Source organism: Leptolyngbya sp. FACHB-671, from assembly GCF_014695745.1.
GTDB lineage: Bacteria > Cyanobacteriota > Cyanobacteriia > Elainellales > Elainellaceae > JAAUTN01.
Map to the genome: position 1 here is coordinate 1 of NZ_JACJOV010000045.1, position 21672 is coordinate 21672.

General features: G+C 46.5%; 17 protein-coding genes. 9 read left to right on the top strand and 8 right to left on the bottom strand.

Annotated features, from left to right (window positions below; all coding sequences use genetic code 11):
• Positions 1 to 56: 56 nt before the first annotated feature.
• The gene (locus H6F93_RS02700) at positions 57 to 1172 is read right to left on the bottom strand and encodes a hypothetical protein (RefSeq protein WP_190679021.1); all 1116 of its coding nucleotides are present in this window, start codon (positions 1170 to 1172) and stop codon (positions 57 to 59) included.
• Positions 1173 to 1610: 438 nt separating this feature from the next.
• Here H6F93_RS02700 and H6F93_RS02705 point away from each other — a divergent pair, with 438 nt between their 5' ends.
• Positions 1611 to 2015 carry an NUDIX hydrolase gene (locus H6F93_RS02705; RefSeq protein WP_190679023.1) on the top strand — a complete coding sequence of 135 codons (405 nt, stop codon included), beginning with the start codon at positions 1611 to 1613 and terminating at the stop codon, positions 2013 to 2015.
• Between the two features lie 50 nt (positions 2016 to 2065).
• On the opposite strand, the gene H6F93_RS02710 is transcribed toward H6F93_RS02705, so the two are convergent.
• Positions 2066 to 2548 (bottom strand): barstar family protein, encoded by a 483-nt coding sequence (locus H6F93_RS02710; RefSeq protein WP_190679025.1) that lies wholly within the window; start codon positions 2546 to 2548, stop codon positions 2066 to 2068.
• A gap of 370 nt (positions 2549 to 2918) precedes the next feature.
• Here H6F93_RS02710 and H6F93_RS02715 point away from each other — a divergent pair, with 370 nt between their 5' ends.
• Positions 2919 to 3812: a transposase family protein gene (locus H6F93_RS02715; protein WP_190679033.1), complete on the top strand. Its 894-nt coding sequence runs from the start codon at positions 2919 to 2921 to the stop codon at positions 3810 to 3812.
• 44 nt (positions 3813 to 3856) lie between these two features.
• On the opposite strand, the gene H6F93_RS02720 is transcribed toward H6F93_RS02715, so the two are convergent.
• The 3 genes from H6F93_RS02720 to H6F93_RS02730 all read right to left on the bottom strand — a co-directional run bounded on the left by H6F93_RS02720 (position 3857) and on the right by H6F93_RS02730 (position 7027).
• On the bottom strand, positions 3857 to 4159 hold the full coding sequence (locus H6F93_RS02720) for a P-loop nucleotide/nucleoside kinase family protein (protein WP_190679036.1): 303 nt from the start codon (positions 4157 to 4159) through the stop codon (positions 3857 to 3859).
• A gap of 37 nt (positions 4160 to 4196) precedes the next feature.
• Positions 4197 to 4721 carry a DUF3471 domain-containing protein gene (locus H6F93_RS02725; RefSeq protein ID WP_190679038.1) on the bottom strand — a complete coding sequence of 175 codons (525 nt, stop codon included), beginning with the start codon at positions 4719 to 4721 and terminating at the stop codon, positions 4197 to 4199.
• A 425-nt stretch (positions 4722 to 5146) separates the two neighbouring features.
• Entirely contained in the window at positions 5147 to 7027 is a 1881-nt protein-coding gene (locus H6F93_RS02730; RefSeq protein WP_190679040.1) for a tetratricopeptide repeat protein, read from the bottom strand.
• A 65-nt stretch (positions 7028 to 7092) separates the two neighbouring features.
• On the opposite strand from H6F93_RS02730, the gene H6F93_RS02735 reads away from it, so the two are divergent.
• The 7 genes from H6F93_RS02735 to H6F93_RS02765 all read left to right on the top strand — a co-directional run bounded on the left by H6F93_RS02735 (position 7093) and on the right by H6F93_RS02765 (position 16207).
• Positions 7093 to 8268: a pentapeptide repeat-containing protein gene (locus H6F93_RS02735; RefSeq protein WP_190679042.1), complete on the top strand. Its 1176-nt coding sequence runs from the start codon at positions 7093 to 7095 to the stop codon at positions 8266 to 8268.
• Between the two features lie 373 nt (positions 8269 to 8641).
• A complete protein-coding gene (locus tag H6F93_RS02740) occupies positions 8642 to 9823 on the top strand; it encodes a hypothetical protein (protein WP_190679044.1) in 1182 nt (393 codons plus the stop codon).
• Between the two features lie 77 nt (positions 9824 to 9900).
• Complete coding sequence (locus tag H6F93_RS02745) at positions 9901 to 12276, top strand: hypothetical protein (RefSeq protein ID WP_190679046.1); 2376 nt, start codon at positions 9901 to 9903, stop codon at positions 12274 to 12276.
• Positions 12263 to 15046, top strand: a complete 2784-nt coding sequence (locus H6F93_RS02750) for a COG1470 family protein (RefSeq protein WP_190679048.1) — start codon at positions 12263 to 12265, stop codon at positions 15044 to 15046. Before H6F93_RS02745 ends, H6F93_RS02750 begins: the two co-directional genes overlap by 14 nt.
• Before the next feature lie 199 nt (positions 15047 to 15245).
• The gene (locus H6F93_RS02755; RefSeq protein ID WP_190679050.1) at positions 15246 to 15494 is read left to right on the top strand and encodes a DUF4160 domain-containing protein; all 249 of its coding nucleotides are present in this window, start codon (positions 15246 to 15248) and stop codon (positions 15492 to 15494) included.
• Positions 15495 to 15504: 10 nt separating this feature from the next.
• A complete protein-coding gene (locus H6F93_RS02760) occupies positions 15505 to 15795 on the top strand; it encodes a DUF2442 domain-containing protein (protein WP_190679052.1) in 291 nt (96 codons plus the stop codon).
• 4 nt (positions 15796 to 15799) lie between these two features.
• Positions 15800 to 16207, top strand: a complete 408-nt coding sequence (locus tag H6F93_RS02765) for an REP-associated tyrosine transposase (protein ID WP_524537884.1) — start codon at positions 15800 to 15802, stop codon at positions 16205 to 16207.
• A gap of 183 nt (positions 16208 to 16390) precedes the next feature.
• Here the strand turns inward: H6F93_RS02765 and H6F93_RS02775 are convergent, their stop codons facing one another.
• The 3 genes from H6F93_RS02775 to H6F93_RS02785 form a co-directional block, all read right to left on the bottom strand.
• Complete coding sequence (locus tag H6F93_RS02775) at positions 16391 to 17995, bottom strand: eCIS core domain-containing protein (RefSeq protein ID WP_199313445.1); 1605 nt, start codon at positions 17993 to 17995, stop codon at positions 16391 to 16393.
• 110 nt (positions 17996 to 18105) lie between these two features.
• Positions 18106 to 20055, bottom strand: a complete 1950-nt coding sequence (locus tag H6F93_RS02780; protein WP_190679059.1) for an ATP-binding protein — start codon at positions 20053 to 20055, stop codon at positions 18106 to 18108.
• A 12-nt stretch (positions 20056 to 20067) separates the two neighbouring features.
• The gene (locus H6F93_RS02785) at positions 20068 to 21375 is read right to left on the bottom strand and encodes a Pvc16 family protein (RefSeq protein ID WP_190679061.1); all 1308 of its coding nucleotides are present in this window, start codon (positions 21373 to 21375) and stop codon (positions 20068 to 20070) included.
• Positions 21376 to 21672 lie beyond the last annotated feature (297 nt).

Below are 21672 nucleotides of genomic sequence, written 5' to 3' on the forward strand. Positions count from 1 at the left end.
CAAGAGCAGACTGTTATCCCACTATTTGATTGGGCAACTCAAATCACCCACTCTTGCTATGAAATTGGGCTAAGCTGACCACCACATTTAGTACATCTGCGTAAGTCCTGATGGTCAATTTGCCAAACTTGATTGCTACGAGTAACCGAAATGTATTCTCCGTCACGAGTTCTGAGAATTAAGGTATCGCCATGCCATCCAGGACTACGGCTATTTTTCGCTTGATTATTCCTCTCTTCAATTGGCTTCAACCAAATTTCGACAGTTCTGGTACTGGGGGGTTGACCGTATTCTCGCCAAAACTCAAACGCTACAATCGACTGCTTCTGTTCCTTAAGGTCTTTGATACGCTTGTGAACTGCCTTTGTATCTAGCTTCCGCTTCCGTAACTCAGAAATCTTAGTTTTTAAGGCAGAGATTTCTTTCTGAATCTCACACCTTTGCTCGTTACAAACCTCTTGACGCTCTTTAATTAACCTTGACAGTTTCAGATCCAGTGCTTCTCTAGAAAAGCCTGCTGCCTCCAATCTGGCAGTTTCATCCGACAACTCCAGTTTCATGTACTCATAGATTTGGTCTTCAATACGACTGGCAACCTGGGTACGGAACATTACGCTGTCGCCCTTATTTCCATCCTTGTAAATTTTGAGGCTCAGGTTGTACCAATATTCGCCTCGACGAGGTTTAACATTGCCATCGCTTGTGGCTTTCTTGAATAATGAAGCAGTTCCTGAATTAACCCAGGCTTTAAAGATGCGTCGTACTTGGCGAGTGGATTTGAGATTTAACTTTTTTCTTCCTTCTTCAAGCCTTTCACTAAACAGCTTTCGATTATGCCGTGCTTCTAATAGACTGCGAATGACCTCACGTTTGAGTTTCTGCTCATCATTCAACTGGAGCGTAACTTTTTCTCCGTTTTCAAGAAGGACTTCATCTTCCAAAGCGTACCGACGGTCCAGAAACTCGATTGCTTCATCGTCTTTTGGTGCGCCATAGCAAGTGATCGACTCTTCAGAAGGTTGAAACGTAACCTCTAGCTTACCTGTCACCACTTCTTCTATCTCATCAGCAATTGGAGGTTCCCCAGCATCAAAATCCTCATCATCGTAGATTAAAGAAAAATCGCTATCTTCTTGCTGATCAGAATGCTCATTGGCTTCAGGCAGGTCCATAATTCCTTCTATCCCCCGATAAGTAGTAGATTTGTACCAATGATATTAGAGATCAGCAGAATCTGGATAATTCTTCTCAAAAAACTTTCACTAAGTTGTAGAGGGATGCCAGCCACTTATAACGGGTGCATCTGATGTCTAGGGAAGGGCTGCCTGAAACCTTGAAATTGCGTTAGCGGTATTAGCCCCAAAAGGCACAGTTTTTTGAGGCTCCCTGACTGTTAGACAAGTCCACTGATAACCTAACGGGACCAGAGCAGCTACTATGGCTAGATTGTTCATCTGTAATGCAGCGATCGTGGCTCGTCCTTTTCACAAAGAAGTACTTTCGCCTTTCGATCGAGGATGAATATGGTCAAAGTTCCAAACGAGGGAGGCTCCATTCTTTGAAGGCGATCGCGTGATATTTTATCAAAGCTGAAATTCTAAGTATTAGCAATGAACAGCACGTTTATTGATGTTGTCGCCTGGATTTGCATCAGGGACAAGCAGGTTTTGTGTACCCAGACAAAGGGCAAGGATGTCTTCTATCTACCTGGGGGAAAGCGGGAGAAGGGTGAGTCTGACTGGGAAGCATTGCGCCGAGAGGTTCGGGAGGAACTTAATCTCAGCATGATCGCTGAAACCCTAGCAGAGGTGACGGTCGTGCAGGAAGTCGCTCATGGCTACACAGAACCAACTCAGGTGACGATGCGCTGCTTTGGGGCAGACCACACGGGTGAAATCATGGCAAACTCTGAAATTGAAGCGATTGCGTGGCTGGGGTACACGGATTTAGACCAATGTGCTCCAGCCACTCAACGAGTACTGGAGTATTTGTATCAACAGCAATGGATTGATTAGGCGCGATTACCCCGTAGGGGGAACCGCTTCGCACCGCTCACAAGCGGTAGCTACTCAACATCATCCGTTGTTTCGACCAGCACTAGCTCTATACTTGAATAACGGTTTATCGCTTCCACCAACCAGTCAAAAACCGTGGGTCCCTGTCTTCTCAGGGCTGCTCGTAGTGCCCAAGCGGTTTTAATTAATGCAGTCGGAGGGCAGTCCCGTAACTGTTGCAGCAGTTGACGAACGGTCTCGTCATAGCCTAAAGCCGCTCTCGCATAATCTACCTCTCGCCACACTAATCGGAACGCTTCAGGTAAGTATCCGTAATCGCCACGAAGTACAGCATGGAAGCCATCGAGGTTCCCATCCCAGGGCTGCCCTGCCAGCAAAACTTGTCCAACTTCGTTGCAGAACGCCTCAAGTGTTGTGGTGCGACGACCATCAAGAATGTACTCTGGTTTCAACTCCCTTATTCTCTCGCCAAATTCCTCGAACAACGGATAGGTAAGTCGTTCTACCGATTCTTTTGCTCCAAAGTTTTTCACTGATAACGCAGTTATTTGTTGATGGACACTGGCATATTTGTTGCCTTCGCATAGAAGAAGAAAACCGTTGTCCTCCTATCCTCAGCATATCTAAATTTAGAGTGTAAGGGCTAAAGCTTGTTGAAGAGCAGCTATACTTTGCTTTATCGTTTGACCGGCTGTATCAATCACAATATGCTCTGTATCCCACTGTTCATAATCCCGGTTGACGACCTCATTCCAGGTGGGAAGCCTTAACCCAGGAATATTTGTGGAACGGGTTTCGACCCGACGTTGATGTTCTGAACGATCCGAGCAGATGACTTTAATGTCAATAGACTTGTTGCGAAATAAGCGACAATGATAGCAGTTTGCTTAGCATGAAGAAGTAATGCTGGATATTCATCGTGCGCTGAATAACGACCGGTTGATGAGGGCATTGACAGGATTGAACCGCAAAGCCTTTGATGAACTGTTAGTCGCCTTTGCAGCAGCCCTGCAAACCGCGAAGCTGGCAAAGCCCCGGCAACGGGCACCTGGAGGAGGCAAGAAGGCTCAGTTATCGAGCGACCAGGAGAAGTTGTTCTACATCCTGTTTTATTTCAAATGCTATCCCACCTGCGATGTCGCAGGCTTCTTATTTGACTTTGACCGCTTCCAAGCAAACCGTTGGATGCATCACTTACAAGCGATATTAGAAGCTGCTCTGGGACAAAAAATGACTTTACCGGAACGCAAACTAGAGACGATTGAGCAGTTTCTCGTGCGTTACCCAGAAGTCAAAGAAGTCATGATCGATGGCACCGAGCGACCGATTGCTCGCCCTAAAGACCGCGCAAAACAGAAGTTGACTTACTCGGGCAAAAAGAAGCGCAATACCCGCAAGCATTTAGGGGTAGTCGATGAAACCAAACGAGTGATTGGATTGAGCCAAGCTAGAGAAGGCAAGGTGCATGACAAGCGGTTGCTCGATGAGGAAACACTGGTTGAAGGCATTCCAGATGAGATTCCCATTCAAGTGGATTTGGGGTTCCAAGGTCTGCAAAATGAGTTTGTCGATATCGAAATCCCTCACAAAAAGCCGAAAGGGAAAGAACTCAGTGAGCTGCAAAAACAACAGAACCGAGAGCGGAGCAGCAGGCGAGTACGCTGTGAAAACGCTTTTGCTGGAGTGAAGCGTTACAGAGCCGTCAGCGAGGTTTATAGGAATCGTGTCACTGATTTTGATGACCGATTGATGTTAACTGCTTGTGGGTTATGGAACTTCTACCTCATGGTTGCTTAAATTATTTGATTACCAGGGGAATCTGTGCTGCCCATTCTCAACCCTTATTTCACAACAAGTCTAATAAACGGAACGCCAGCACGCTGAGCGACTTCGCGCCAAGCAGTACGGGTAATTGGTAAAGGGTTGACGGAATCAGCGACAACACTCAACCCCAAACGAAGATTATCCTCAGTGAGACTGTAGGCAATGGCATAACCTTCTACGCCAGTGATCAGGCTTCTACTCTGGCGGAGTGCCTGCTCGACGGTATCAATTCGCAGATGAAACCATTGCCGATTGCGAGTGAGGGATTGCGAAAGCGTAGATTTTCCTGTTCCTGCAAGCCCCCCAAAAATATAAAGCATTCTTCTACAACACCTTGTCACAGCAAGCAAACAGCTACTAACTTTGCGAGAATCCTTCTTCAGCAGTAACCCTGATTGCTGTCTGGTCTCGTCCACCTTGATGCAGAATGACACGCGCTGCTTTACCTGTTTCTTCCACCACAAATGTTAGTTGAGCATCGACTACTTTCAGAGAGAATTGAGTTGCCGATTCTGGAAAAATCTCAACCTGGTTCTGTCCCGTCAATTGAGCAAAAATCCGTTGAGATTCAGTCGTTACTGACAAAATGATCCCAGGAGCAAGTTCGTAATCTCCGACATAGGTTTCATAAATTGCGGGATTAGGAGTGATCGCTTGACGTTTCTGGGGCAATTTATACTCTCTGCCAAACAAGATTGCAGCTAGGTCATGGCTGATTTGGGCAACTGGAGCCGTTTCCAGATTGCTGAGAACAATGACCACCATCTGCTTAGTGGGGTATCTGGCAATGCTGCTAGTGAAGCTATCAATTCGTCCGCCATGCCCAACGCGAGCAGGTACCCGTGTGCCAGAGGCATCGCGCTCATAGGCTTGGTCAATCACCCAACCATGTCCATAGTGAGCATTGCCACTCTCCTCCCCAATCCCTACTGCGTTTGCTCCTTCATTACTTGAAGTATTGAACTATTCCTTTACCCGCTTGATTCATTACCCTTTCAGCAACGCCGTATTTTTGAGTGTGTTGCGGGCTCAAGTGGAACCGAGGATAGAAGGCTCTGATTCTACCCCCCCTTTGACTCGAACGGGTTCTCTGGCTGTGTTCAAAGAACGCAGAGGACTCGCATCAAGTTGAGCCTGTGGGAAATGCAGCGGTGGTTGTGGCGGCTTTTGTTTCCGAAGGCTTGGTCACCTCCAATTCATTTTGCACTGGTCTTACTGGCGCAGGGTGCATCAAGCAATGGCTCGACATCATCACTACCGCAAACAGTCTCAATCCTAAATCTATAACTGTAATACTATAGCGGTTCCTACTCACGTGAGGTACAACAAAACGCTTGACTCACATGTCTTTTGGACTTGCAGATGTACCTCATCCGATCGAGAAACGCCACATTAGACGTATTACTGTACACATCACTCAATCCGTTTGAAGCAGCAGGAAAGTCTGGAGAAAGATTGAGAGCCGACTGAAAGGCAGCGATCGCTTCTTCAGTTCTCCCTTCTCCAGCGAGTGCTGCACCCATTGCAGTCAAAACATAGATGTTGTTAGGGCTGAGACGATTTGCATTTTCGTAAGTAGTAATTGCTTCACAGTACTCACTCAACCTAAACAGAGCCAAACCCTGGTTATACCAACCTGCAAAGGACTCCGGATCGAACTCTGTTGCAGATTGAGCAGATGTTAACGCAGAAGAATTTTGGTTTGTGTTGAGAAAGGCAGCCGCTAAATTTGCCCGAATGCTGGCGCGGAAGACGTTGTCGGAGGAATCAATGCCAGTAATGATTTGACAATTGATTGTGCTTTGCTTCTCTGTTGAACAGTTCCAAATTGATCGACACTGTTGCTGAATTCTTGATTCAGGATTAGCATCATCTGGTGTGTTATGTTCCGGTCGAGTGTTGTTTTGCGGTCCAGTTAGAATCACCGCTTGGCAATAAGCTTGAACTGCCTCCTGATCGTCAGAAAGAGAACTGAGAATCCGTCCACGATTAAACCAGGACTGAGCAGAGTGAGGATTAGTTGTGATTGCCTGCTGAGATGCGGTTTTTGCGTCTAGGTATCGATTTAGCTGCCATAGGCTGATAGCTTTATGATCCCATGCTTCGCCATTACTAGCATCAAGCGCGATCGCTCGTTCAGCAGCAGCGATTGCTGCTTCGTACTGTTCCAAGCCAATGAGGGCGCGGCTTTGCTGACTCCAAACAAAAGCAGGGCTGGTTTCCTGCCAAATGCCGTCGCCTTGTAATGCATTCTCACAAGCAGTTAGAGCAGCTTGATATTGACGAACCTGATTGAGCATTGCACATTGATGAGCCAACGCAACTGACGCATCAGGGTTGATTGCAACGACTCTGTTGTAAGAGGTTAATGCTCGTTCATACTGTCCTAATTGCTCTAAGGTAATACCCTGCTGTAACCATGCATCTACATTAGTTGGATTAGCAGCCAGTACGCTTTCATAGAGCCTAATTGCAGTAGCAGAGTTGCAGCGATCGCTTGCACTAGATTGGATATTAGTCGTTTGCTGCAATTCAATCAGCAGGCTGCATCGTTCTGCAAGTACTAAAGTATTTTCAGGATTGATTTGCTGGGCGCGATCGAATGATGTTAATGCTTCTGGTAGCTGCCCTAATGTTCTCTGTGCAAGTCCTCTCTGATACCAAGCACTTGTAGGTGATTCGGTTCCCCAATCTCCATTTAGGCTCAACGCTTGTTCACAGGCATCGATCGCCATTTCATACTGCCCTAACTGTCTATATGCTGCGCATTGTTGCGCTAGGGCAAATGAATTATTAGGTGCAACCATTAACACTCGATTGTATGAAGCGATCGCTTCTGGAAATCGTTGTAGCTGAAATAACGCTTCACTGCGGGCGCTCCAAAGCTCTAAATTGTCTTCACGAGGCTCCAAGGCAATGGCTTGTTCGCAAGCAGTAATAGCATCTGCGTAGGATTGCTGCTGAGCCAAAACTTGGCATTGGTCTGTCCAAAATTCAATGTCCTCCACCTCAAACCGAGGGGAGTTAGCTTGAGCTAATAGAGTAATCTCTACGCGAGATGTAGCATGAGTATTATTGGTTCCAAGAGCGAATTGGGGAACAACAGCTTCTAGAATTGCAGTAGTTGTTCCTAACCCAATTAGGAACTGTCTTGCAAATGAACCTGTTACGCTACTAGAGAAAATCATTGGCTTACTCAGCTTGATAAAGATTTGACAAACTTAGTCACAGCCTGAAGGAAGGTGGGTGCAGGATGAAAAGACTCACAAGTATCGGCTTGATAGCGATCGCTACTTTGAGCGGAATGCAAATAGAGCAGGCAATCGCGGACACAGACGAGGATATTCAGCAGTTACGAGAAACCAGAGAATGCCTTAACTGTAATTTACAAGAAGCGAATTTAACTGAAGCTTATCTTAGATCGGCAAATTTGAGTGGAGCAAATTTGCAGGGCGCAAACTTGAGTGGGGCTGATTTAAGCGATGCTTACTTGAGTGAAGCAAATCTCACGAATGCTGACTTGAGACGAGCTGATTTACGAGGTGCAGATTTGAGCAATGCAGTGCTAGCAGGAGCTGATTTGAGAGAAACGCAGATTGACGGAGCGGCGATCGATCCTAAATGGCGTTTAGTGTGGCAGATTCTCAACCAAGTTGGGGCAGAACTTAATCTCAGCCGTGCTGATCTAACTGCTGCTAATTTGAGTAGCGCAAATCTCAGCTATCTCAGCCTAGAAGGAGCTAATCTCACTAAAGCAGATTTAAGCAATGCCAACCTTAGCTATCTCAATTTAAGTTCTGCAACCCTTCGAGAAGCCAATTTATCGCTTGCTAACCTCAGCTATGCCAATCTAAGTGAAACAACCTTGATAGACGCAATTCTGAATCAAACGAACCTTAGTCACGTCAATTTGAGCAGATCAAACTTACAGAATGCTAACTTTCGGGATGCCAATCTGAGCCAGGCAGATTTGCGGGCTACAACGTTGCGTGGAACTGACTTTAGCAACGCTAACTTAACTGGTGTAAATCTGGGCAATGTCAACGCTAGCGTTGATTTGGCAGCAGCAAGTCTGAGAAATGCAAGTTTAGCAGAAGTTTGTCTCACCGAAACGAGTTTGAGTGATGCAATTTTAATCAATACCAATCTGAGCGGCAGTAATTTAAGTTGTCATGATTTCAGGCAGATTTCTGTTCGAGATTTCCGAGGGATTAATCTCTCAAACGCGATCTTGAGTTGGGCAAATTTTAGTGGAGTAAATCTCCAAAATGTTGACCTCAGCAATGCCAACCTGACCAATGCAGACCTGAGTAGAGCTAATCTCAGCAACGCCAACCTTAGAGGAGCAAACTTGACTAGAACCAGACAAGATAACACCAATTTTTGTGGTGCAACGATGCCCGACGGGACGCAGGGTAGTTGTAATTGAAGAACTAACGCAATGAACTTTTATCCGAAAATTTGTGTGGCGTGGTTGAGCTGCGTTACACAAAAATTTCCAGGCTTAAATCCTTTATCTCTAATCAAGTCTAACAATTATGAAGACTTTCTAATAATTTGATCAACTTAGAGTTTCTAAACGCATAATCCTACATTAGGTCACTATGTGCAAGTAGACTTTTCTTCTTGCGGGACTCAAATTTCTCTCAACTGTGTTCCCTTGAACGATCAGATTTAATAGAACTGCAAATTTTTGAGTGGCAACGATTGAATTTAGTTGATTCAGGCTAGGTTCCTGTGGGTTTGATTGGTTAACTCGGTTTAGCTTTACAGAAATAGTAGCCTTTCAGGGAGGCGCACTTGTGATTGATCGGGTTTTTCCTACGCCATCTATCGATCCCCTCACTCGTCTTCACGTCTATGACGGGCTGATGATGAATGCTGACCGCTGGCTATTAGCTGAGCAGTATCATCGTCGTCGCCAAAATGTTCATTATCAGTCGCTCCACCAGCCCGGAGTTGTTTGTGGCTTAGGGGTTAAGCAGATCAGCCCACCGGATACTGCGCCTGAACGGTTTCGCGATCGCCGCTGGTTAGAAGTTCAGCCCGGTATCGCGATTGATATGGAAGGCAATCCAATTATTGTCGATTGCCCGCTCACTTATCGGGTTGCAACAGAGTCTCCTTCAACAGGATCAGTAACGGTTTATCTGCTGATTAGCTACGTTGAACCGGATAATCCTCCTTATCAGCAAGAGGCAGCAACTATCCAAGAGCAGTTTCGCCTAGATGAAACGACCAAGCCGCCAAGTGATCGTCAAATTGAGTTATGTCGCATCAAGCTTCAACCAGAAACTGTGGCTTTCAAGGCTGCCAAAAATGCCTTTGTCCCCGAAGCCAATGAACTTGATTTTCGCTATCGTAACCAAGCACAAGCAAAACCACAGGGATTAGTCCAGGTTGCCGTTCTGCAAGATGGTGATAGTGAATTTGGCAATCGCATCTCTGACCTGCTCTACCTATTGCAATCCTTAGAAGCGCTTTACCCGTCTCTACAAGGAATTCCTGTTGAACTTCCTCAGCTGCGATCGCCTCTTCTACCTTTTGACTTGCTCTACCTCACTGGATGGCAACTTTTGAACTTTAACATTGGAGCGCTAGAGTTGCTTCGTCGCGGGTTAGAAGCAGGAAGTACTGTTTTAGTTGAGGTTAGCGATCGCAGTGTGAATCTAGATCACGTGCAATCAACTCTGCAACAGCTACAGCCTTCTCTGCATTCCTGGAAAAATTTCGGCCAAAACCCCTCACTGCGAATTCTCAAAACTCAACCTTTTCTCTTCTCAGCGCTCCCGATATCTCAACAGCCGATGCAGCTATGGGCAGGAAATGGTGTCGTTTTAGTGGCAGGTGAATTGTCTAGAGCGTGGGGCTTAAATGAGAACTTGAACTTTGCTCGTCATGAGATTCGCACTGCTCAAGAACTGGGAATTAATATCCTAAATTTTGCTTGGCGACGGCAGCAGCTAATGCAGTTATCTCAGTAAATTGCAGTCAATGAATTGCGATCGCATCACTAAAAATAACCGTTAACGATTTGTGATTAACAAGGGTGTTTTTGAGTATGGCGGAGTTAGTCAAGGTGGAGGTGAGTCAAAAATATCTCCGGTTTGTTCCACAGGACGATGATGATGTATCAGAGCTTGACGACGTTAATCCGGATCGCGAGTTTAATGTTTTTGTAACAAACAACAGTAAGCAGTTTGTAAGCTTTCAAGTAGAACTATTGGCAGTAGGATTAGACGTAGATTCAGGATTGCGCTGGTATCGATTAGAGCCACAAGTTGGAGCCAAAAAACCACCGGGACAAATTACCAAATTTACAGTCAAGATCGTTAAAGCTCCAATTCCTGCATACGGCACTACAATTGATTTAACGCTTAAAGTTTTTTCGGTTGAATCTGAGCAATTGTCGGTTGAACAAAAACTCAAACTAGAAATTAGTAAACCTCCACAGCCTTATAAGATCTACTTACCTATAAAGGAATTCAAAGCTACGCCTGGGGATGCGATCGAAATTCCAGTATTGGTTTACAACTTAAGCCCAAAATACACCAATATTCGTTTAGCGTTTGTTGAATCAGGAGAAGCCGAGAATATAACCCCATCTTCTGATACACCAATAAGGTTCCATCCATCTTGGTTTGATGGAGTTGAACAAATCGTGCCTGTGAATGCAGGTGGTTCAGCCGAGACTAGCTTTCGCTGTCAAATTCCTGCAAGTGCTGCTGCCTTCAGCCAACCCTACCCCTTTAGAATCGAGGCGCAATCTGACACAAGTTCCTATGTCACCCTTAAGAAGGGAACTTTAGAAATTTTGCCTTGGGGTGTTGTGGAATGGAGTTGCCCAACGCCTCAACAAACTATTCCTTCTCATCAACGGCGAAACAAGCGAGCGAAAAAATATGTCAATGCCGCGATCTATGAATTGCAGTTTGAGAACAGAAGCAACTTACCGCAGCACATTCAACTGCAAATTCCACCGTTGGAGCAGAAGCAATGTCGCTTAAAAATTTCTGATCCGATCACACTACAGCCTGGAGAATCTAACGAAATCAAACCTGTCACGTTAACAGCACATAGACAGCGCCCGTTGCTTGGACTCAATCGCCGACTGTTGTTTCACGTTTATCCAAAGCTGGGCAGTAATTCAAACGCCTCAGATTCAATCTATCCTGACCCTAATGTGCAAGCGTTTGAACTCATTGTTAAACCAAGCGTGCCACTGTTGTTACAGCTAGTGATAGCGTTTCTCTTGGCAATATTTTTGGGACTAATGCTCCTACTTCATTCACCATCTCACAGGCAGCCTGTCAACTCGGTGCGCTTAATTGAAAATGGAAACACTGTAATTAGTGGCTCTGGCGATCGCACCATTCGACGGTGGCAAGTCAGCGAAATGCCTCTACTCAAAACCGTTTACCTGAAAGGCGATCGATCCCCATTTACTACAGAAGCAGGTGGCGCAGTGCGAATTGTGCGACAGCAACCTCAGCGAGATGGACGCATTGCCGCTGGACTCGCAAACGGAGACCTTAAGCTTTGGAATGTTGCTCAAAAGCAGGCACAGCCGAATCCTAAAACGCTTCAACCCAACGATCGAGTGTTCGGGCTAGATTTTAGTGAAGATTCTGGCTACCTTTACAGTGGGCATAGCAGCGGATTTGTGCGCCAGTGGCAGCTCGAACCCAATGGTGAAACAACACGCAAGAATTCTGCTTATGTCAAATTTCCTGTCTCTGCTGTAGCAGTCAGTCAAAGTCAAAGTTCATTGCCCAATTTAGTTGTGATCGGAGAGCGCTATAACAAGCTCTCTTTTTGGGATTGGCAGAACCATAATCTGTATGAGTTGCAGTACAAATATCCGGAGCAGTTGCAGCCACAGCCCATCGTTGGACAACAAGACTATATTGAGAGCCTAGCGATCGCAGATCAACAAAATCTTTTAGTAACGGCTGATACAAATGGATTTATCACTTTATGGGATTTGAATAAAATCAGAAGTTGTATTTCAGATGGAAAACTTGTCAAGATTAGAGATGTATTAGGTGACGAGCCAAACGTTGTTTACAAGCTTAGGTGCTCAACGACAGAATTACCGGCGACAGAACTAATAGTTAACCAGTGGCAAAGCAATGACAGAAGACAAGCTGTTCGTGCGGTTGCGTTTGATCAAACGGGCGAGTACTTAGCCAGCGGTGGAGATGATGGACGGGTGATGTTGTGGCCGCCTGTGTCACAATTGCGATCGCTCTCCCCAGAAAGGATCAAAGAAGAAGCAAGAAACCTTGACCGTTGGCATTTGCCAAACCTTAGGAGTAGCGCCAAGATTAACAGCATCGATGTTCAAGTAGTGAACAATCAGATTCGAGTGGTGACAGGAGACGATCAGCACCATGTCAGCCTATTTAGCGTAAGAAAGACTAATGCAGATAACTAGTAACCTCCTGCGCTTAGAAGATTTTTCTGAAAACAGCTCAGTTTCACGCGGAGCAACGATTGATCGGCAGATCAAAATCACCAATGCAGCAGAACAAAGTGTTGAAATTTCTGTCTGGATTAATCCAACCAATAGTTTTTCTCTGCCCTTACAGCGCTGGTGCAAAATCAGTGTACCACCCACAGTAGTTCTAAAAGGAGAGGATTCGATCACAGTTACTCTAACGTTTGAAATTCCTCTGCAAGCCAGTCCTGGCACATATAACTATGACGTTTGTATTGAGACTACTAATGAGTATCCAGCAAAACAATTAACTCGTCCTCAACAATTACAGGTTCTACCGTCTGACCAGAGCACCACATTTGACAATACACCCAGATTTACCACTCAACCTGCTACAAGTCCCACTGGTCCCCACAAGCTACAGGCAGGACAGCCGTTCAATTTCACAATGCAGGTTGAAAATCGATCAAAACGGGTCGATCGCTTTAAACTGCTCTGTCCAGATTTAGAGTCCCAGTGGACATTCCAACCCAAATATTTCCAATCCTCTTCTAATCCTGTCCAGCAAACTGTTGAAACAGATGGGTTAGAATTACTGCCTGGGCAGGTGGGTGCAATTCAAGCGTCCTTGTGTGCACCTGAGTATATGCCAGCAGGCTATTATCAACCAACGATTCGCCTTACCTCTAGTGTCACAGAAAATCTAGTGCTGCTGGATGTTTTGTATTTAGAGATTCTGCCGAATGTCAACCTGGAAATCAGTATGTTTCCTGCGGTTCGCCGCATTCCAGAGGAGCCAAAAACCTTTGAGATTAAGTTAGTCAATCAGGGAAACATCGTTCGTGAGCTGCGGCTGCAAGCCTGGGATCAAGAAAAGTTATTTGCCTACACATTCGACTTACCAAAACTCACCCTTGATCGAGGGCAAACCAGCTATATCACGTTAGTTGCCAGACCTGAAAAGAGGTGGCGACGGCCCTTTTGGGGAAAAGGACTGCAATTCCCATTTACAGTTGATCTAAAGAATGCTGAACCGGAAGCGCCTGAACTAGAAGCAGAGCCGCTTGCTTTGCCTGCTTCGCCAGAGGGCACAATTGTTTGGCAAGCTCGCCCTTGGCAGCACTTGCTTCTATTGGCGCTGTTGGCGTTAGGGCTGTTAGGGGCGATCGCTTACATAATCTGGCGTTTCCTATTTTGGACAGCCCCTGCCCCTGCTGTGCCTCCTTTACCCCAAGTCATCAGCTTTAAAGCAGCAGAACCCGCCTATCAAGAAGGTAAAAATACTCCAGTCCGCCTTGATGCAGCAGAACCCGCCTATCAAGAAGGTAAAAATACTCCAGTCCGCCTTGATTGGGAAATTTCATATCTCAATCGAGTGCAAAAAGTGACGATCGTTCAGCTGCAAGAGAATGTGGAGATTAATCGAAAAAGCTATAGCTTTTTGCCCGATAAAGGTGCATTTTGTCGCATTTCTACAGAACTACGGCAACGTCGTGCAACGGAAGGTAGTATTGATTGCGATAAGCTTCCATCGATCGCACAACGACAAAATTATCCAAATGGTGAGCTTAAGGAAAACAATTTTTGCGAAGAGGTTTTGCTCTCAGAAATCCCTCAGCAATCCTCTCCCGAACCTTCCCCCTCTCCATCCTCTGACTCCCAAACTCCGTCTCTAGATGAGCTTGACACAACTTTAAGATGCCAGAGAATCATTACTTCGGCTAGTCAAAGCGGTGATTCTGTTTTTAGAATTGAGGTCTTTGCAAACCCTGAGGCTTTAGTCACACCCGCAGCACCACAAAGCCGCTGGCAGCGTTGGTTCGGACGGCGATCGCCCGCTTCTTCCTCTGCTCAAAACCCTGAACAACCTATTGCAACACTCACTACGGACACCATTCGCATTCTGCCGCCAGAGCCCGAACCTGTTGTCGTTAGTTTCTTCTCGACTCAACCGACCTATGAAGAAGTAGGTCCACCTCTCTCTCCCTCAACTAATCCAGACAGTTCCCCTCGCCCCAAACTAGGTCCAATTCAACTGAATTGGGAAATTGCGAATCCTCAGCAGATTAAGGAACTGCGGCTGGTGAATCTTGCTCCTGATGGTTCGGTCGATCGCGAACTCAGACGCTATTCGGTTAATGATGGTGTCCCAACGGAACTGAGGCAATATTGTGCGATCGCTACCAACTTAGTTTGTCGAAATCTGCCTACAAATATCGAAGCTGTAGGTGAATATCGCTTTAAGCTGGTTGTTGTGCCGCTCTTGCCACCTGTCTCGTCAGCTTCTACATCGCAACCTGCCCAGACTGTCCCCGAAATTGCGGCAATAACACCCAGCATCAAGATTCAAGCCCGTCCACCCGAAATCATCACTTTTCTGATTAACGGTCAGAATGTCTTAGAAAATCCCAGGCAGGTGTACGTTATTAACCCTGCTAGAGGTCCTATTGAGCTTAGCGTGAACTGGTCAGTTATAGATGGTGAGGCTCAATTGCTCCCGGCTCCTGGGTCTGTTCTTAATTCGGGCAGCATCACTTCTCCGATTAGTGTTCCAGGTCAGCAGATTATTACCCTACAAGTTACTAATGAGTCTGGTGAACAGGTCACGCGAACGGCTGAGATTTCAGTCATGGAAGCAACTCCACCACCACAGACTCAATCTGACTCGGCTCAACCTACCCCTGATGCACCATCTCCCAATCCACTCGCAGTTCCATCTGATCCGAATGGGTTACCACCCTTTGAGCTACCGCCACAGTTGAATTAGGTGCGATCGCCCTTCCCCTTATTTCAATATTTTAACCGCTTCCTTTTGAGGGTAAAGAATATCTTTAGTAAGAGAAGAAATTGATCTATGTCTCAGTTGTAGGTGAGTCACGACGCACCCTACAAGATGGCGATCGCAGTGCGATCATCTTTTTACATTTTGATAAAATACAGGAGTTCGTTGCTTATTGAATGCTGTTATGCCAGAGGTTGCACGGTTCTACGGAATTGTGATCAAGGTTTTCTTTGGTGATCATCCGCCGCCTCATTTTCATGCAATCTATGGTGAGTACAATGCGTTAGTCAGTATTGAGTCACTTGAGATGATTGAAGGAGATTTACCAAGCCGGGCACAAAAATTAGTTTTGGAGTGGGCAACGCTCTATCAGCAAGATTTGCTACAAATGTGGAATACCCAAGAGTTTCGTAAATTACCTCCTTTGAAGTAAATACAGGTTTATGAGTAACAAGTGTCCTCGAATCAAAAAAGCTAGGGCGATCGACGACGTAACTCTAGTGGTTGAGTTTACGAATCAGGAGATTAAGAAATACGATATTCGTCCCCTTTTAAAGGTTCTAATGTTCGTTCCGCTTCAACAACCTGCTTTTTTTAAGAACTTTAAAGTGGAGCCAGGTGGTTATGGGATCGCGTGGAACGAAGACATTGATATTAGCGAGTATGAGCTTTGGAAAAATGGCGTGGTATTGGAAAGCGAAGATTTAGCTGGCGATCGCCCCCAGCAGTCATAGCTCGATCGCATCTCTCAAACATAGCCGCGATCGCTCCTATCTTCTTACAAAGCGGTCGAACAATCACAGCTTTCAGGATGCGATCCATGCCTTCATGCTGCTGCCCGATCACTTTCACTGTCTTTTGACGTTATCGACAGGAGACAGCGATTATTCAACTCGGTTGCGGCTGATCAAAGGCTCTGTCACGCGGCAATGTGGCGATCGTTTTGATTTGCCTTCAGGTGTTTCAGCCTCTCGACAAAAGCGGGGGAAACGCAATTGGCAACAACGCTTTTGGGAACATCTAATTCGGGATGAAGCAAATTTTACTCGGCACTGTGATTACATTCATTGCAATTCGGTGGCGCATGGGCTGTGTTGGGTTCCTCAAGAATGGCAGTTTTCCAGTCTCGACGATTCATTGCAGTAGGGATGTATGCCGCAGATTGGGGAGCAGACGGTAAAGAAATTGAACCACCGAGTTGTGGCGTTGGTGAGTAGGGTGCGTCGCAACGCATCCTACGGGAGAGCGATCGCTCTTAGAGTGCCTAGAGCGAAGATGACGACAGAACTAATATAAAAAACAACAGGGCTAATATAAAAAACAATTGCCCTACTTGCACTCTCCTGATGGTGTACCAACACAGTCGGTTTGTTGTTTACTGTATTCCTGAATTTGAGTATTGTAATCCCTCATATTCTGGTTAAATTGTTTGACAGCATCCATATATTCTTTAATAGTCATATCTTCCTGACCTGTAAAGCTTGGCAAGGGATTTTGTCGTAGATATTCCATATAGTCTGTTCCATGACTACCCTCGTGATACTTAAGAGTTGTATTGCCATCGGCAATATCTTGCTCAGTCGTGCCTTTACCATACGCAGATTGCTCGTATGGGTCTGCTTGAGGACCATAGGTAGTTTGGATAGTCATGTTGACCAACGGTGCAGAACTGATGCTCACTACCTTGCCTTGCTGATTTTTTGGAGTAGGAGCTTTCCACGTCAGGTTAAAAGTAGTATGGGCACCTTTCATTTTTTTGTTTTTACTCTTTTTATCTGGTTTTATAGTCACCCTAACTTGTGCTACCTGTAAATTAACAGAACCATCCTTTTGAGCTTGAGGATGTTCTTCTGAGTCCCAGGGTATGGGAGTCGAAATCTCTCTTTGAATTTTAAATCTTAGACTGCTTGGGTTCTCATTGGTTTGCTGCACTACATGAGTTAATTCATGGGCCGTCAAGTCAGAATTTGCGGGAGATTTTCCGGCTCCGAAGTAGATGTCGTTGCCGTGTGTGAAGGCTTGAGCGCCGATCGCTTGACTCATCTGCACCGCTTCGCTGCCTGTATGCACCCGCACCTGACTAAAATCAGCACCAAAGCGCGGCTCCATGAACGATCGCACCTCTTCCGGTAAAGGACTCCCCCCACCCTTGCTGCTATTCAACCGACTCTCGATTGAACTATCTGCTCGTAAACTACCATCAGGCGATCGCTGTAGCGCTGGTTTAGTTTGTACCTCCTCTTCTTCGGGCATTTCCTCCCGTTGTAAGGAGTTACTTAGAGATTTAGTCTGAATTTCCTCTTCTTCGGGAAGTTCTTCGCGTTGTAGAGTATTTGTAATCGCCTTTGTTTGCACTTCCTCTTCTTCAGGCATCTCCTCGCGTTGAATGGAAGGTGCGATCGCCTTCATCTGCAATTCTTCTTCTTCAGGCATTTCCTCACGTTGGATAGAAGAATTGCCTAATGATTTGGTTTGGAGTTCCTCTTCTTCGGGGATTGCCTCCCGTTGGACGAGAGGTGTGATGGATGCGGCGATTGGTTTGGTTTGAAGTTCTTCTTCGTCGGGGACTGCTTCTCGTTGGATGGGTTGCTGGATAGCTGTATCCGGCATACTCATCACCTGCTCAGCAACGCGATCGGCTTCTTGTTCGTATTGGTCGTTAGGTGCGCCGACGGTGAGTTTAGGTTGGATGGGGAGAGGACGATGCTGTTCCGATGCTGGGCGATCGCTGTCAAAGTTGACTCGACTGAGGGCAGAAGTTGTGGGTTTTAGGGCAACGGTTGAGGTTGGCTCTGATTGAGGTGAGTCAGATGCTTGATGAAGCTGGTCTGTGAAGGGGCGTTGCCAGAAAAAGCTGCTGTGGGCAGGAGGAGGCGTGGTAGACGTTTTGCGTTGGACGTGCGATCGCATCCGAGCTTGCTTTTGATCAGCCATAATCCACTGCCCCTCCAAGCCTAAATTTAGCTATTGCCACTAGTGTGGCACGGTTGTCTTGGAATGATGCGTCAGTATCAAGACATGCTGACTTGAGTTTTGTTGTGATGTCATACCCAGCCTTTAACTTCAGCATCCGTGAGCGATCGTTCTAGCTTGATATATTCGCTTCGAGATGCCTCCAGCAGGTGTTTCATGCTGACAGGTTCTTCAGCATCGGCTGCTAAAAATGCGGCGTTGAGGGCAATGTTGCGGATGTTTCCGCCAGAGACATTCAAGCGAGCAAGTTTTGCAAAATCAAGGTTTGCCAGCGGAATTTGCGGCGGAAAAATGCGTCGCCAGATGTCTTCACGCTGTGCCAAATCGGGAAAGGGAAACTTGACGATAAATCGCAGGCGACGTAAGAAAGCAGGGTCGATCGCATCTTTCAAGTTGGTGGTTAAGATTGCCAGTCCTCGATACGCTTCCATACGTTGCAGCAGATAACTCACCTCCATGTTGGCGTAGCGATCGTGGGAATCTTTCACCTCACTGCGTTTACCAAATAAAGCATCGGCTTCATCGAACAGCAAAATCGTTGTGCCTGCTTCGGCAGCATCAAACACCTTTCGCAAGTTCTTTTCAGTTTCACCAATGTATTTGCTGACCACTGAACTAAGGTCGATGCGATACAAATCTAATTGCAACTCTAGCGCTAGCACTTCTGCCGACATCGTTTTTCCTGTGCCGCTAGCTCCCGCAAATAGCGCACTGATCCCCAATCCCCGTCCGCTTTTGCTGGCAAATCCCCAGGTTTCATAAACCGTTTCTCGCTGTCGCACATGGGCCGCGACGCTCTGCAACACCTGCTTTTCTTTCTCGGGTAGCACGAGGTCATCCCAACTGGCGATCGCGTCAATTCGTTGCGCCAAATCATCCAGTCGGGGACGTGCTTGAGCGCGGCAGGAATCCCAGAGTTGAGGGAAGGGAGCAGGAGAAGGGGAGGATGAGGATGGTAGGGGAAATGAGGAGGATGGAGATGAGGTAAGGGCTTCGGTGCAGACGGTGCGGATGGTGAGCGGGTTTAGTGTGAATTGAGTGACGAGTTTTTCGATATGCCCATTGAGGTTTGGAGCGGCTGAGCCTAGAGTTTGCTGCCAGAGAGTGCGCTGTTCAGATTTAGTGGGAGGATGGACTTCAACGGTAATGAAAGGGCGTTGCTGAATTTGCTGACGTTCTCGGCTGATGATGATTAGTGAAGTGTTGGTCGTGTCAATCCAGTAGGCGATTGCTTGGGATCGGTTAGTATCAGTCGTGTCGATCGCGCTACAATCCAACAGCAGTGCACTCGGATGCAACATTGCTTCTCGCTCCCACAGCAGCAGCAGCTTACTGAGGTCGTTAATGGAGGTAGGAATCGCTTGAGCAGGCAGCGTGTAGAGACTCCATCCGGCAAGACGACAAGCGGCAGCAGCGATCGCCTGCTGGCTCATGCCGTCGCTTCCCCAAATCTGAACGATTGGAGAAGCGCTCCGCTGTGACCAAACGCGAACCAGTTGCTCTGCAATCTGTTGATGAGACGGCACAAGGTCATCACAGGTCATCACAGGTTGAATCATGCCTTTCAATCGTTCATCGAGCGAGTGTAGTCCAACTAAGTAGTGCAAAATTCGCTCATCAATTCGTAGCGGACTCAACATTAGCGTTTGACCTGCACCCACCTCAATGAACCTCCAGTGCCGCAATGGATGATCGGGCAGCACTGCACCCCAATGCGGTTCTGCAAACACTGTCATTGCCAGATTGAAAGTGGGATAAGCTTGTCGATCGCCCTGGATTTCAGCACAAAGGTTGGCAAAACTCACATCCAGTTCCATTGCTGCACACAGCAGCAGCACGTTTCGCTCAAACTCAGACAGTCCAAATTGAGCGCAGAGCCGATCGAGCGTAGGGCAAGAAGAAATTGCAGTAGCTTCAAGCCGCTGTTCTAAAACCTTGTGGAGATGAGCGATCGCACTCATCAGGTCATGACGGTTTGCTTCTAACTCATTTTCTCGCTGATTTTCTAGGGTAAACGTCATAGCATTTAAATCTTATGTTGATCGAATTTCGATCGTAGGTTCAGTGTACTGATCAAACGTTGGACTTTCACCATCCGGGTCAACTGCTAATTTACTCTCAGCGTTGTCAATTTGAACGCGGACTAGATAGGTTCCAGCTTTCACTTCGTGAACGATGAAAGTCAGCGTATTCTGACTTTCGGAACGCGATCGCGCTCCAAATACATAAGCAGCAGGATTGCGAAGGACACGTTCGTTTAACAACAAATAAGCTCGTTGTTCAGGAGCAACCATTACATCAACTTGCACGGTAGCGATCGCAGAATACAGTTCATCACCATTGCTTCGTGTATTCGTTGAGCTAACATCAACTATGGTGGGATAAACAACGACAGGCAGCACGTTTGATCCGACCGCTCGTTCCAGATCAGCAGTTGTTAAATCAGAATCAGACGCAACTTGAGTTGGCAGTGGATGCAAAACTTGCAGGCTTTGTACTCCGGCTCTCAACAAACGTTTTTCTGATTCTGCAATCTGCGACAGGTCAACTTTAACCTGTGTATCGCTGACCTCTTGAGGCGTAATTTGAGCATCCCCAATTCTTACCTTTGCCAAGATTCGGGGATGACTGCTGCGGAGTTGTTTACCTGTAATCGTAACCGTACTGTCAAGTCCGATTGGTTGATTTATTCCATCATCAGACTCAATGTCTTTAATCACAGGCTGTTTAGATGTGACAAAAAATTGGCTGCTCCGCAATGGCAATGCTCGTTTTCCAGGTTTGCTGCCTTCAATCAGAATGGTGCTTCCTTGATAGGCAAACGACAGCACGTAAGGCGTTTGAAAAAATACCGACCAGATTTTTGACAACTCTTCGGTGTTCATTGGTGTAGGCACCAGAGTCACCTGTTCAACCTGTTCTGCTAGCGTCGAGCCAGCCAAATAGCTGAAGGTGGGATTGTTGATGGTGTCGCGCAGCATAGTAGGCGTGAGAATTGGCTGGTCAACTAACGTGCGTAGTGTACAGCCCAGCAATCGCTGCGGTTCTAGCTCCACCTCATTGCCATAAAAGGTCATCAAATAATAAAGGTCAATGCCTGCTTGCGCCTGTTTGCTCAACTCTCCTTTTGGGCGGCGATTGCGTAAATCAGAATTTCGCCATGCTGGATTTGGCAGCACTTGATACATAAAAACGTTGACCCCAACTTCAGGCGTGCCGCTGCCTGACGCATCTGGTCGAACTGTTGTCACTCTCGCCCCAGCAACGTCAATCTGTAGCGCCGATTGCAAAATGCGTTGCAGTGTAGCTGTGACCGTTGCGATCGCCAAATAATTACTCATCGACTGCTGGCCCTTATAAGCTTGAGTTGCACAAATGCTGAATTTGTTTGCAATTCTGTGCGATCATCGCTGCGAAAGCAATGAAGTAGAACGAAAGGATGTATCAATTGATTAAGAATTACCCTACTACTGTAAAAGATGTCCTGGTAAGCAGGCGATCGCTGCGTATATTTAAGGTTAATTTTAGAATAGATACCACAGGTTCCCTTTAGATTAAGATACAAGTGTGTCCTTGTGAATTCTAAAACTGTCACTGCTTGGGTTTCGCTAATCTTGTGTGTTCCAGGTTTTGTTGAT

Bases quoted from the DNA above. Each gene is read 5' to 3' on its own strand.
- H6F93_RS02700 (WP_190679021.1), bottom strand. From the start codon at position 1,172: ATGGACCTGCCTGAAGCCAATGAGCATTCTGATCAGCAAGAAGATAGC.
- H6F93_RS02705 (WP_190679023.1), top strand. From the start codon at position 1,611: ATGAACAGCACGTTTATTGATGTTGTCGCCTGGATTTGCATCAGGGAC.
- H6F93_RS02715 (WP_190679033.1), top strand. From the start codon at position 2,919: ATGCTGGATATTCATCGTGCGCTGAATAACGACCGGTTGATGAGGGCA.
- H6F93_RS02720 (WP_190679036.1), bottom strand. From the start codon at position 4,159: ATGCTTTATATTTTTGGGGGGCTTGCAGGAACAGGAAAATCTACGCTT.
- H6F93_RS02730 (WP_190679040.1), bottom strand. From the start codon at position 7,027: ATGATTTTCTCTAGTAGCGTAACAGGTTCATTTGCAAGACAGTTCCTA.
- H6F93_RS02735 (WP_190679042.1), top strand. From the start codon at position 7,093: ATGAAAAGACTCACAAGTATCGGCTTGATAGCGATCGCTACTTTGAGC.
- H6F93_RS02745 (WP_190679046.1), top strand. From the start codon at position 9,901: ATGGCGGAGTTAGTCAAGGTGGAGGTGAGTCAAAAATATCTCCGGTTT.
- H6F93_RS02750 (WP_190679048.1), top strand. From the start codon at position 12,263: ATGCAGATAACTAGTAACCTCCTGCGCTTAGAAGATTTTTCTGAAAAC.
- H6F93_RS02755 (WP_190679050.1), top strand. From the start codon at position 15,246: ATGCCAGAGGTTGCACGGTTCTACGGAATTGTGATCAAGGTTTTCTTT.
- H6F93_RS02760 (WP_190679052.1), top strand. From the start codon at position 15,505: ATGAGTAACAAGTGTCCTCGAATCAAAAAAGCTAGGGCGATCGACGAC.
- H6F93_RS02775 (WP_199313445.1), bottom strand. From the start codon at position 17,995: ATGGCTGATCAAAAGCAAGCTCGGATGCGATCGCACGTCCAACGCAAA.
- H6F93_RS02780 (WP_190679059.1), bottom strand. From the start codon at position 20,055: ATGACGTTTACCCTAGAAAATCAGCGAGAAAATGAGTTAGAAGCAAAC.
- H6F93_RS02785 (WP_190679061.1), bottom strand. From the start codon at position 21,375: ATGAGTAATTATTTGGCGATCGCAACGGTCACAGCTACACTGCAACGC.